We start from the raw sequence: 12,020 nt of genomic DNA on the forward strand, positions 1-12,020 counted from the left end.
TGGTGGTTTGCCAGCCTGTTCGTTAGCTATTTTGTAACCGATAGTTAGTGTTATAATGAAGGTGTTCGGCCTCCATCGACGGGTATATTAATTCCGGTTATATAGGAGGCTGCCGGAGAAGCAAGGAAAGCAATCGCGTGGGCCACCTCTTCGGCCACACCAAACCTCTTCATCGGAATATTTTTTAGCATCTCTTCTTCTACCTCTAAGGCAGTCTTTTGTTCTACCTTCGCACTTTCTTTTATAAGACTTGATAATCTCGCGGTTCTAGTGGCTCCCGGCAGCACGTTGTTTACCGTGATATTAAACATACCCAATTCATTCGACAAAGTTTTTGCCCAAGAAGCAACGGCTGCGCGAATGGTATTGGAAACACCTAAATTAGCAAGCGGTGCTTTAACTGAAGTGGAAATAATATTGATAATACGCCCATATTCTGCGCGCTTCATGCCTGGAACTACAGCTTGTGTTATGAGCTGGTTACAGAGGACATGCCTGTTGAATGCATCGCGAAAGTTCATTGAAGACGCTTTCAGAAGTGGGCCGGGAGGTGGCCCGCCACTATTATTAATTAGGATATGTATGTTAACCTCTTCTGTGAGACGGTCGACGGCAATTTCCACTTCTTCCAATTTGTTGAAGTCAGCCACGGCATAACGATGTTGTTGACCGGGCTCGGTTTGAAGACTCGTTAATGCGGTCTTTAATTTGACTTCATTTCTTGCAAAGAGAATGCAGCTGGCTCCCAAGCGGGCCAGAACCTGCGCTGTAGATAGGCCTATACCGTCACTACTGCCACAAATTAAAGCGGTTTTACCTTTCAACGAAATATCCATAATACCATTAGCTAAATTGGGATTGATAGCAGGGGAACATCCAATCCGGCTGCCATCATCCTTGTTTTACTCCTATGTACAATCGATGACCAAAAACCATACCGATTGGGTACCATAATTAATAAGTCGGGCTGAAAATTTTCGACCTCATTTCTTATTTCTTTAATGATTGTATTGGAAGCGACGTTTTTATAAAAGTATTGAATCCCGGTCATTTCATCTTTTAAGGGGTCCTTTGTGAAAGACGGATCTTCATGTAGTTCCTCTATTTTCTCCTGTACATTAAATACTTCTATTTCCGCATTCCAAGACCGAGCGATATCCTTGATACGTTCCAATATTGTTTTATGTATGCCACGAACAACATCGCAAGCATATAAAATTCGTTTTACCGGTTTAAAGGTTACACCCTCAGGTACTGCCAGCACAGGAAATTTAAGCTTTTGAATAACATTAGTTGTCGTATTTCCTAACAGATCCTGCTCAAGCGACCGTTTGGCCATGCCCATGATAACCATTTCGGCGTCATATTGCTTCATTAGGCGTTCTACCTCGTCCTCAACATTCAATAAACTCGAGTCGACCGCTACTTCAATATCGTATCGTTTGATTAAATCGTTAGCCCTCGTTTCTAACTTAAGCTTGTTTTTATCGATCATACTTTGCACATTTTCCACAGAAAGGATGGTATTTGAAGCATGCAACGGTAATTTGAAAGCATTGAATAATACAATCTTGGCATCTATGATACTTGCCCCCGTAGCCGCATATTCAACAGCATTTTCTGCTATGTCTGAAAAGTCAGTAGCAACAATAATTGTTCTCATATATTACATTGTTTGAATGCTAAATTTACAGTTTAAACCGGTTGATGATAAGAATCTGGATGGTATTGTGTATAATATTACTTAGCCATAACAATGTTCTAACATCTAATAGATTTCTTGTGATCAAAAGTCAATTTTTACCCTTAAAATAACCGGTTATTACCCGTTTTGATCTATCCTTTCTGCTGAACTTTATTCCTGACCAATTAAAAAAACATGAAACCACAACTTCTTAAGCTCATGAAGGGCCCTGCTCAGTCATTTAGCGTAAGACGCGATATGGAGCCTCGTAATACCAAATGGCATTATCATTCGGAGTTAGAGCTGCTACATTTCTGCAGGGGCGAGGGGACGAGCTTCATTGGCGACAGTATCCAGCGGTTTAAGTCGGGCGATATGGTGCTTGTCGGATCCGGGTTGCCGCACTATGTAAAATTCGATAATGCTTTCGAAAGTAAGATAGCTGTAGAAGGTATAGATGTGCGGGTTGCTCATTTTGAAAAGGAAATTTGGGGGAATGGATTTTTAGATCTTCCCGAAAATAAGATGCTAAAATCCATTATGGAAAAAGCAGGACGAGGGGTGACGATTCTCGGTAAACATAAAGACTATGTTGCCGAACTACTGGAAGAGATGTTGGGTGCCGATGGATCAGAAAGGATCATTATCCTGATGCAGATCTTGGTTCAAATCGCAAAATACTGCAAACTCGAACCGCTTTCATCCATTGGTTTCAATGGTATTGCCTACGAAGAGTTTAAGAACGACAGAATAAAGAAAATATACGACTATTCTTGCGCTAATTTTAAAGATAAAATTCAATTGGATGAAATTGCTGAAGTGGCTAAGATAAGCCCACATTCTTTTTGCAGGTACTTTAAAACACAAACAAGAAAAACATATTCTCAATTTTTGACTGAAATAAGAATCGGCCATGCCTGTAAACTATTAATAGAAGACAAGTTAGATATAAAGCAAGTCTGTGACGACAGCGGGTTTAATAATTTTACAAGTTTCTTTAAATGCTTCCGTAAAGTAACAGGGAAAAGTCCCTTAACCTATAAGCGTACATTTATTTCAATGCAGACTAGTTGATGCGTGCCATGTAAATGAGGCTTAATATTAAGCCAATTTCGTTCACAAAAAGGTGCTATTTTCTTCCTTTCTTGCAAAGCCAATTTTATCCTAACCAATGTAAGCCAGGATATAATCGTGTGTAATGTTTTGATTAAAAAACCTAAGGACGAAAAATGAGAATCTTTTATCTAAAAACAACTTGTTTAGTAATGATCATTGGTGCCTTGCTAAGTGCCAATGTATTGGCACGAGAAAGTACGGTTGCCAAAAAAACGGATAGACAGGAGGAGAGTGTGCGAAAAGGGAGGGTATCGGATAGTGATGGACCACTAGGGGGTGTGAGTATTAAAATAGTCGGCACAAAGAGAGGCGTTGTTACAGATGCAAACGGTATGTTTACCATTAAAGCAGCCGCCAATCAAACTTTAATGGTGTCTTATTTGGGTTATGTAACGCAAGAAATCCCGGTTCACAATGAGACCTTGTTTGAGATTACATTGGTACCGGATGCAGCTGCATTGGATGAAGTTGTCGTCGTAGGATATGGGACACAAAAAAAGGTTAATTTAACCGGCGCGGTAGCAGCAATCTCATCGGAAGAACTGACAACCCGGCAGGCACCCAATACCACTTCATTACTTCAAGGTAGGGCACCGGGAGTGCAGATAACACAGAATTCCGGGCAACCAGGCGCAGAGAACGCTAATATTCAGATTCGTGGAATGGGCACGTTTAGTGGGGCTGGTAATAATCCGCTGATTCTTATCGATGGCGTAGAAGGGAACCTCAATAATTTAAATCCCAATGTAATCGAAAATATATCGGTTCTAAAAGATGCTGCGTCCGCTTCCATTTACGGATCAAGAGCGGCCAATGGAGTTATACTGGTAACCACTAAAAGCGGCAGGGCAGGCAGGTTAAATATCGATTATAGTTATAACTACAGTCGACAAAAAGCAACTTCCATGTATGATCGCGTTACGAATTCAGTTCAATTTATGGAATTGTTAAACAAGGCCATTAATCATACAGGTACAAGTAGCAATCAGCTCTATTCGGACGAGCAGATAGAGGCCTATCGACAAGGTTCGTCAATCGATCCGGACCGATATCCCAATTATGATTGGATGGATGCGGTTTTCAGAACAGCACCCATGCAACAACATTTTTTAAGTGTCAATGGAGGACAGGATGGGACAACCTATAATTTTGGATTGGGCTATCTCAGTCAGGAAGGAATGTTGATAGCAACGGGTTATAAGCGATATGATGCACAACTGAACTTTAAAACAAATTTGGGTGGTCGAGTTACCTTTGGTACCAATATTTCGCTTTCCAAAGGCGGTCGATATGAAACTGCACTCAATGGTAATTTTGATGGTAATACCACGGAAGACCAAATTTTGAGTGCATTGGCAGCAAACCCGACCTTTAAGCCTAAATTGCCGGATGGGAGTGGGCGCTATGCCTCGAAGGCTTATATCTTTGAATCGGGTAATAAAAATCCGATTGCTATTGCAGAAAACGGTGGAAAGACCACTGACAATTATTATGCTTTAGCCTCCTCTTATATTAATGTGGATATCCTCCCTGGGCTAAAGGGGGAGTTAAAGGGAGCCGTGAGGTATCAAGATGGACAATCAAAAGTGCATGTTGTTGGAATACCCGCCTATTTATATCAACCCGATGAAAATGGGGAGTACATTTATAACACCCAATATAACGGCACAGTAGGGGAGAACAACTTAACCGTTCGGGGCGAAAGAGAATTGCAGCTAACTTACTACTTGAATTTTAATTATACCAAAAGCTTTGATAACGTTCATAATATAAGTGCATTGCTCGGCTATAATCAAGAAACCTTTAAATATGATCGTTTACAGGGATTTAGAAGAAACGCGCCTACTGATAATTTGACGGAGCTGGATGCCTATTCGTCGGCTGGACAGATCGCAGAAGGGCAGGCTTATGAGTGGGCTATCAAGTCGGTGTATGGTCGATTGAATTACAATTATAAAGAGCGATACCTCTTTGAAGCAAATTTCAGATACGACGGTACCTCTAGGTTACCGACTGGACGAAGATGGGGATTTTTTCCGTCTGCATCAATCGGGTGGCGGTTGTCAGAGGAAAGCTTTTTAAAGGGTTCCGAATGGGTCAATAATCTAAAGATACGTTTTTCATGGGGACAACTCGGCAATCAAAATATCGGAAATTATCCCTATCAGGCAATTCTAAGCCCAGTTGAATATAATATAGGTGGCGCACTACAGCAGGGGATGAGCTTGGAGGATCTTAACAATACGAATCTAAAATGGGAGACCACGACGGCAACGAATATTGGGCTGGATTTTGACTTATTTAAATCAAGTGTATTTGGTTCAGTAGACTGGTATACCAAACGTACGACGGATATACTACGTACGCTACAAGTTCCAGATTTTATAGGATTGAATGGGCCAACGGTAAATCGCGGTGAAATGAAGAATAGCGGTTTGGAAGTCTTACTGGGATATCAGAACAGGTTAAATGCACTTAATTACAAAATTCAGGCAAACTTCGAAACGTATAAAAATGAATTGGTAAAATTTGGTGCACGTGAAATAGATAATGGAAGTGGATTAATACGGCAAGAGGGATTGCCGTATAATTCTTACTTTATGTATGTTTTTGACGGTATCTATCAGACACAGGAAGAAATAGCGAATGGCCCAACCCCTATCAGCGCCTTGACCAAACCGGGCGATATGCGTTACAAGGATATCAGTGGTCCGGGTGGCGTACCCGACGGTAAAATTGATGCCAACGACCGCACAGTAGTAGATGGAGCTTTTCCTGACTTTAATTATGGTCTTACTTTTAGCGCCGATTATAAGGATTTCGACTTTAGTTTTTTCGTACAGGGGGTGGAAGGACGAAAAATCTATGTGAGGGAATGGGGAATCGCTCCTTTTAGGCAGTCCAGTCCGCCACCAAAATTTTGGTTGAATGCTTGGGATGGACCGGGAACATCAAACACGATCCCTCATATATTTAATGAAAATTACGCACCCAATACGCAAGTTTCTACCTGGTGGTTGCAAGACGCGTCTTACTTAAGAATAAAGAATATACAGGTAGGATACACCTTGCCCAACCAGTTGGTAAACAAAATTGGTTTCCAACGGCTACGCATCTATCTTTCGGGGGATAATCTGTTTACGTTTACGAAATTTTTTGATGGAGGCGATCCCGAACGGTTGGCGGCCAATTCGCGGATGGCTATTTACCCGCAGGCAAAGATTTATACCATGGGAATTAAGGCTATTTTATAAAAAATATCGAAGATGAAAGCTAACAAAACAATATATGGGTTATTGGTACTCACGAATATGCTGATATCGTGCTCCAGTGTATTAGACAAAGATCCACTCACCAACCCAAGTACTACTAATTATTGGAATACGGCGATAGAAGCACAAAAAGCATTGATCGCCTGTTATGCAAAGCTTAAGGAACCGCTGTATTCCGGTGGCCCGAATCAGAGCGGAAATAGTTTATACTGGGAAGCCCTTTCAGATAATGCGCTGAATACGTCCGGATGGGAAGGTTTTGATGTTATTATGCGGGGCGACTTTGATCCCAGCACAACAGCAGGTGTAGTAACCAAGACGTGGCAGTTTGCTTTTCAGGGAATTGCGAACTGTAATTACTTTTTGGCGAATATAGACAGAGTAAGCGCTTTGTCTGAGGCTGAAAATAAGCGCATGAAAGGCGAGGCATCGTTTTTAAGGGCCTACTATTACAATGATCTTGTTCAACTGTTCGGAGACGTGCCGCTAAATCTAAAACCGGAGGCATTAGATGGAGATTTTCAACGCCGGCCACGTACGACGAAGGCAACGGTAGTAGCGCAAATATTGCAGGATCTGGATTTTGCAATTGCTAATCTGCCTCAGATGGCCTATAGTGACGGCCGGGCCGTTAAAGGTTCTGCAATTGGATTGAAGACGCGTGTTTTACTCAATAACAAAAGATATCAGGAAGCAGCGGAGACCGCTTGGAGCTTAATAGGCGATGCGAGCAACCCGTTTAGTTTGCATCCAAACTATGCCGGGATTTTCTTTGGTGAACAAAATAATAATAAAGAAATCATGTTTTCGGTTTTATTTGCGGCACCTACCGATTATCATTCCATGGATCAGGTAATTGGCGGACGGATGTCTGTATTTCCTACAACAGATTTGAAAGACGCTTATGAATCCAATGATCCGCGAAGAAAAATGACCATCTTTGAGGAAGGGGACTCTTGGGCGTATAATCCAAAAGGATTTATGCAAGCGGGAAGTACAGCTGAAGGGCAGATTCCATTTAATAGTATGGCTTTTAAAAAATATGTGGATACCGCTGTAAATAATGCTTCCGGAGCAACCTTGAGTGATCAGCATTTTGTTAAAATTCGCTATGCCGACCTCTTGCTGATGTATGCAGAAGCTATGTTTGAAAGTGGACAAGGTACTGACCCACGAGCATTAAAAGCGTTAAATGATGTTAGGACTAGACCCGGTGTTAACATGGCGCCTCAAACAATGTTAACGCAAGCAGTTATCAGAAATGAGAGAAGGGTAGAACTGGCTTTCGAAGGCTTGCGATACAACGATTTAATTAGATGGGGAATAGCGCATGAAGTGATTCCGCAGATTACCTACGATAAACAGGGAAATAAGCGTCGCTTTAAGGCTTACCTCTTTCCAATTCCGCTTGCGGAAATGGATAGAATGAACGGCGTTTGGCAACAAAACGAAGGTTATTAATTTATCTTTATACGAATGGAGTGTAATGGCTTACCATGAAATCGGTAAGCCATTACACTATTAACAGCTAATCCCTCAAAAAAGCAGCTGCACACCATAATATAGGTGCTTGTCCGTGCATATCTCCTGTAATTCGCTTTCTATCTAAGTAGTATTGACGATCATTTTTCTTGTTTGTACCTTCGCAAACGTTCTGAATGTCATCGTTGTCATCGATGTAACTGATAAGTGCTAACCATGCTTTACGCGCCGCAGGGCCATAGATGGTTTTATCCAACCAGCCGTTTTTTACACCCGTTATCATCGCATAAGCAAACATACCTGTTGAAGAAGTTTCCGGCCAGGATGCGTCATCGTTAATTAATTGTCGCCAGGTACCTTCTTCACTTTGATGTTTTAGTAAAGAACTCATCATCAATTGATAACCTTCCATGATTCTCTTATAGTAAGGGTTCTTTTTCGGTAAAGAGCGTAGCAGTTCAGCCATCCCTGCGGCCATCCAACCATTTCCCCGACCCCAAAAAAAGGGCACGTCAGGAGCGTGATAGAAGAGTCCGTTCGGTTTTTGAAGCTCATCTAAATAAAAAACCATTTCTTTCGCCGCTCGATTAATGTACGTTTCGTCTGCTGTAACGCGGTAAGCCTGTGCCTGGAGGGCTGTAATCATGTACATATCATCAATCCACAGCCGGGTTTGCCAGGTTAATCCCATCTCATAAAATTTATGCGATTCCGGTGTAACCCTCGGTCCTTCAGGGGGTCCCCATTGCTTATCGGCAATCCGGATACCTAAATCGTAATAACGTTGTTGGTCTGTAAGACGATAAAGCTCTAACGGAACGGAGCCGAATACCGCATAGTCTACATGATCAGGAACAGGAATCATAGACGTTTTAGAAGAGAAAAGCGGTTCGAACCTTTCTGCTAAGGCTTTTATCAGTTTCTCATCACCGCTTTCCCCTGCAAACATTAATGCCCCGTACCAAGTACAGCTTTCCGGGTAGGTAATTACTTTTGGGGGCGTATCTTTTCCAAAGTTTGGATGAGGTGTCTCGATAAAATGCCAAGCAATCTTGCGACCTATTTCTTCCGGTGATTTCTTCAAAGGCCATTGGTCTAAATCTGTCTGGGCATAAGCTACGTTTAAATAGGTCGTAGTTACAAGAATTAGTGCAGTTATTTTCTTCATATGGATTGTTTTTGGTTAACATCTTTTGAATGGACTATAAAGCCCCTCTTATTTTGGATGATAACTGCAAGAAAGTAAATTTAAGCTGATGATTTGTATACAAAATTGGCCAAGCTATCAACTATTTTGGCGCAACAAAAAGCACGTGGTTTTATGTTTTATTGTAACATAATTGTTGTATTTTTAATCAGAATTTCAAAGATATTATTTACCAATTATAAATATCGTTATGAAAGTTATCAAGGGTTTATTACTTATTGTACTGGTGCTCATAGGTATTGCACTCATTACAGCTTTGTTTGTTAAAAAGGAATATTCAGTAGAACGGGAAGTAGTCATTAACAAACCGAAACAAGAAGTTTTCGAATATATAAAGTATTTGAAAAATCAGGACAATTATAGTAAATGGAATCAACTGGATCCCGGGATGAAGAAAAGTTATCACGGAACAGACGGTACACCTGGGTTTATCTATAGTTGGGAAAGCGAACAAGACAATGTCGGTAAGGGGGAGCAGGAAATCAAAAACATAGTAAAAGGTGAACGAATCGATTTTGAAGTGCGGTTTAAAGAACCATTCGAATCAACTTCACCTGTTTATATGACTACGGAACAGGTAAGCGATGGACAAACGAAAGTCAAGTGGGGTATGAAAGGAAAGATGCCCTATCCAATGAATCTTATGTGTCTGTTCATGGATATGGAAACAATAATTGGGAGTGATTTGGAAACAGGACTAAGCAACTTAAAACAGGTACTTGAGCAGTAGTTTTACATGTCTGCTTTAAATTCGTTTTCGCAAGCCTTGCACTTATAAACATTTCTGTAGTATATTGGAAAGACGCCCATTAGGAAAGATAATATGGCGGACAGAAACCCTTTGGCTCCCTTCATGGATTTATAATTGGCGTATAATTCAACTGAGCCACACTGTGGGCAAACAAGCTGCCTGTTGTCTTCGGTTAATAAAGGCCTGTTGTCAATTTCCTTGATAATTGAAGAAGCTGCCTCTGCGTCGGAAGCATGGATAACGAGCTTTATTCCTCCAACAGCATAGTTATATAAGGGGTTGAGCGAAACAATATGCTCATCCTGAAGGAAACAAGGAATGCCCTCACTTTCAAGCTTTGTTTTGAGTAAATGAGCTTCTACAGGATTGTCGAAAACTTTCACTGTTACAAAATCCATCTTTAAAGATATGAAAAAGCGAATTGATTTTAGGAATTTGTTATGTTGTTTGAGCAATTTATTGTGGGTGATGCATTTAACTGAAGTGGAAGCTCACCGCCTTTATAGAATTCTGTAAAGGAATACGACGAATAGCATGACGCTTATGAAAGCCCTAAAATCCAGGAATTGGCATCCAATGAGTGGGCTTAAAAAGATGGGTGGCTTTAGCATGCAATGGACGAAATAGGCCGTTCTTAACATGTACCCCGTGTAGGATGGGGGAGGACACGGACGTGCGTTCCGTGTTTTCGAATTTGGTGAATAGACATTCCTGCATTTCGTCGGGAATCTGTTTGCTAAGGGATATCCATGGCTTTGCTATTTCTTTAGATGCTGCATCTCGTTTGTCAAGAAAAATGTACCGGGTTCTATACGGTAAAGAATGGGGGAGGAAGGGGGTGAATGCGTCGACATTTACCCATTCAGTATTTAATTCCGCTTGAAGGACTTTTATAACCTGATCTGAAGCCACTATATCACCCTCATCTAGCGTTAAGTTACCGATATATAGGTGATGTTGATCAACGAGATCGGCCCGACGGAGATAGGTCCCCTCCGTTTTCTTTACAACGATATAAGTAAGATTTTCATTCACAATGTGATATAAATATGCTAATTATTTCTTACATAGGTAACGATTGAAGTGAAATATTTGTTGTGACTAAATTCATCTAAATCCGGTAATGCTAAGGGGCCGGAAATGATGGTTAAGACATCATTTCCCTTAAATTCCAAGGTCATTTCCGCTTCTTTGTCAATATTTTCTATTTTCGTTATAAGTTTGTTGTCTACTATCTGATACTGGCCTTTTTGATCTTCAAGTCTTACCACGGTGATAGAATCAGCGTCTGTTGTTGCATATTTGCCGGACGACTTAAAACTTCCATCGGCATGGAATTCCATCATGCTACCATTATATTCGTCGGAAGCATGCATATATGATTCTTTCATATCTCCATCTTCATACAACTGGGTAATCGTATTGGTACTTCTCCAAGAACCAAGTATTTTCTGTTGCACCGTATTATCCTTTTTTCTACAAGAGGTGATAAGAGTGATAATAAGTACTAAAGTATAGAATGTTTTATATGATACTGCTTTATGCATTTCAAATTGCATATTAATAGGTTGTAGGCCAAGAATAAATCGCTTGTTCTCAAGAGAACAGTAAAAATCGGAGAGTCGACTACAATCGTTTATTATAAAACGGTTTTTGAAATGCCTTCGGGCGGAACTGTGTAAATATCTCTTGAAGCATGAAAAAAGTGCAATTAATTGCGATAAAGATACACAAAGTTGTTAATTGAAAATCTAATTTTTTTGCAAATTTTTATAAAAATGTGAAGCGCTCTTTTCCGTTGTACTGACTGGTTTCAGCAAGCTCCCATTTATCCTTGCGTCACTTTACCCCTACATTGAATGGAGTCTTTCAACGAGAAAAGGTACGTTTGCCGGTATTGCTCGAATTGCGTGGCAATTCGGAACATGGTGATGTGTAGCTAACGGCTATGCAACCGTAAGGTTTCTCGCAAAGGATACTCTTTAAGGGTACCTAAATGACCATCTAAAAGGGTTATCGAACGGATAGCGATTATTGTGTCTTTGTCATATATAGTAATACAATCAGCTTCCAATTTGCGATTGATCTCAACATGATGGTATCGGTAAACTTCATTGTTATTTTTGATGTGTGAAAAAAACAAGGGGATCGGTATATTGAAATTACCGGTGTTTACCTTGATCACCAATAAACCATTTAATTGCGGCAAGTGCTCATTGTTCGATTGTCGTATCACCTGTTCTGTACTAAGGTCATACAATAAGACAGACTGTATATCATTTTTGGAAGTGAAAATGAAGCCGGTATGGATTACCATGGAACTTATTTTTTGTTCGAAATGCTTGGCTTCCAGTGAATGGTTTATAATGTGTCGAATCTCGTTACGATTTTTGCTATACAAGGCTTCGGCAACCTCCTGATATTTCATGAGTATAGTTATTAACTATGTTGATTTAGACTTTCCGTCGATTTATTTACACCGTATTTTAAGTGTAGCAAATCTCGATA

Annotated in this window: 11 protein-coding genes; 4 read left to right on the forward strand and 7 right to left on the reverse strand. The window is 40.6% G+C overall.

Annotated features, from left to right (window positions below; all coding sequences use genetic code 11):
* Positions 1 to 50: 50 nt before the first annotated feature.
* Both ACH11B_RS14505 and ACH11B_RS14510 read right to left on the reverse strand, forming a co-directional pair.
* Positions 51 to 836, reverse strand: a complete 786-nt coding sequence (locus ACH11B_RS14505; protein WP_377610383.1) for an SDR family oxidoreductase — start codon at positions 834 to 836, stop codon at positions 51 to 53.
* Between the two features lie 11 nt (positions 837 to 847).
* Entirely contained in the window at positions 848 to 1,663 is an 816-nt protein-coding gene (locus ACH11B_RS14510) for a universal stress protein (RefSeq protein ID WP_377610385.1), read from the reverse strand.
* Positions 1,664 to 1,879: 216 nt separating this feature from the next.
* Between ACH11B_RS14510 and ACH11B_RS14515 the strand changes: the two genes are divergently transcribed.
* The 3 genes from ACH11B_RS14515 (at position 1,880) to ACH11B_RS14525 (ending at position 7,533) form a co-directional block, all read left to right on the forward strand.
* Complete coding sequence (locus ACH11B_RS14515; protein WP_130857206.1) at positions 1,880 to 2,758, forward strand: AraC family transcriptional regulator; 879 nt, start codon at positions 1,880 to 1,882, stop codon at positions 2,756 to 2,758.
* 155 nt (positions 2,759 to 2,913) lie between these two features.
* Positions 2,914 to 6,054: a SusC/RagA family TonB-linked outer membrane protein gene (locus ACH11B_RS14520; RefSeq protein ID WP_377610387.1), complete on the forward strand. Its 3,141-nt coding sequence runs from the start codon at positions 2,914 to 2,916 to the stop codon at positions 6,052 to 6,054.
* A 12-nt stretch (positions 6,055 to 6,066) separates the two neighbouring features.
* Positions 6,067 to 7,533: a RagB/SusD family nutrient uptake outer membrane protein gene (locus tag ACH11B_RS14525; protein ID WP_377610389.1), complete on the forward strand. Its 1,467-nt coding sequence runs from the start codon at positions 6,067 to 6,069 to the stop codon at positions 7,531 to 7,533.
* A 67-nt stretch (positions 7,534 to 7,600) separates the two neighbouring features.
* Here the strand turns inward: ACH11B_RS14525 and ACH11B_RS14530 are convergent, their stop codons facing one another.
* A complete protein-coding gene (locus ACH11B_RS14530; RefSeq protein ID WP_377610391.1) occupies positions 7,601 to 8,722 on the reverse strand; it encodes a glycoside hydrolase family 105 protein in 1,122 nt (373 codons plus the stop codon).
* Between the two features lie 229 nt (positions 8,723 to 8,951).
* Between ACH11B_RS14530 and ACH11B_RS14535 the strand changes: the two genes are divergently transcribed.
* Positions 8,952 to 9,491: an SRPBCC family protein gene (locus tag ACH11B_RS14535; RefSeq protein WP_377610393.1), complete on the forward strand. Its 540-nt coding sequence runs from the start codon at positions 8,952 to 8,954 to the stop codon at positions 9,489 to 9,491.
* 2 nt (positions 9,492 to 9,493) lie between these two features.
* Here the strand turns inward: ACH11B_RS14535 and ACH11B_RS14540 are convergent, their stop codons facing one another.
* The 4 genes from ACH11B_RS14540 to ACH11B_RS14555 form a co-directional block, all read right to left on the reverse strand.
* Positions 9,494 to 9,910, reverse strand: coding sequence for a DUF2007 domain-containing protein (locus ACH11B_RS14540; RefSeq protein ID WP_013665974.1), 417 nt, complete (start codon positions 9,908 to 9,910; stop codon positions 9,494 to 9,496).
* Between the two features lie 154 nt (positions 9,911 to 10,064).
* Positions 10,065 to 10,547, reverse strand: coding sequence for a DUF551 domain-containing protein (locus tag ACH11B_RS14545; protein ID WP_377610395.1), 483 nt, complete (start codon positions 10,545 to 10,547; stop codon positions 10,065 to 10,067).
* Positions 10,548 to 10,564: 17 nt separating this feature from the next.
* Positions 10,565 to 11,059, reverse strand: coding sequence for a hypothetical protein (locus tag ACH11B_RS14550; protein ID WP_377610397.1), 495 nt, complete (start codon positions 11,057 to 11,059; stop codon positions 10,565 to 10,567).
* A 392-nt stretch (positions 11,060 to 11,451) separates the two neighbouring features.
* Positions 11,452 to 11,940 (reverse strand): hypothetical protein, encoded by a 489-nt coding sequence (locus ACH11B_RS14555; protein ID WP_130857214.1) that lies wholly within the window; start codon positions 11,938 to 11,940, stop codon positions 11,452 to 11,454.
* Positions 11,941 to 12,020 lie beyond the last annotated feature (80 nt).

Origin of the sequence: Olivibacter sp. EAT-5 (assembly GCF_044784325.1) — a bacterium.
In the GTDB taxonomy this organism is placed as follows: domain Bacteria; phylum Bacteroidota; class Bacteroidia; order Sphingobacteriales; family Sphingobacteriaceae; genus Olivibacter; species Olivibacter oleidegradans.

What these genes read in the sequence shown, in the direction of transcription:
- ACH11B_RS14555 (WP_130857214.1), bottom strand. Translation starts at nt 11,940, where the DNA reads ATGAAATATCAGGAGGTTGCCGAAGCCTTGTATAGCAAAAATCGTAAC.
- ACH11B_RS14540 (WP_013665974.1), bottom strand. Translation starts at nt 9,910, where the DNA reads ATGGATTTTGTAACAGTGAAAGTTTTCGACAATCCTGTAGAAGCTCAT.
- ACH11B_RS14510 (WP_377610385.1), bottom strand. Translation starts at nt 1,663, where the DNA reads ATGAGAACAATTATTGTTGCTACTGACTTTTCAGACATAGCAGAAAAT.
- ACH11B_RS14530 (WP_377610391.1), bottom strand. Translation starts at nt 8,722, where the DNA reads ATGAAGAAAATAACTGCACTAATTCTTGTAACTACGACCTATTTAAAC.
- ACH11B_RS14535 (WP_377610393.1), top strand. Translation starts at nt 8,952, where the DNA reads ATGAAAGTTATCAAGGGTTTATTACTTATTGTACTGGTGCTCATAGGT.
- ACH11B_RS14550 (WP_377610397.1), bottom strand. Translation starts at nt 11,059, where the DNA reads ATGCATAAAGCAGTATCATATAAAACATTCTATACTTTAGTACTTATT.
- ACH11B_RS14505 (WP_377610383.1), bottom strand. Translation starts at nt 836, where the DNA reads ATGGATATTTCGTTGAAAGGTAAAACCGCTTTAATTTGTGGCAGTAGT.
- ACH11B_RS14520 (WP_377610387.1), top strand. Translation starts at nt 2,914, where the DNA reads ATGAGAATCTTTTATCTAAAAACAACTTGTTTAGTAATGATCATTGGT.
- ACH11B_RS14525 (WP_377610389.1), top strand. Translation starts at nt 6,067, where the DNA reads ATGAAAGCTAACAAAACAATATATGGGTTATTGGTACTCACGAATATG.
- ACH11B_RS14515 (WP_130857206.1), top strand. Translation starts at nt 1,880, where the DNA reads ATGAAACCACAACTTCTTAAGCTCATGAAGGGCCCTGCTCAGTCATTT.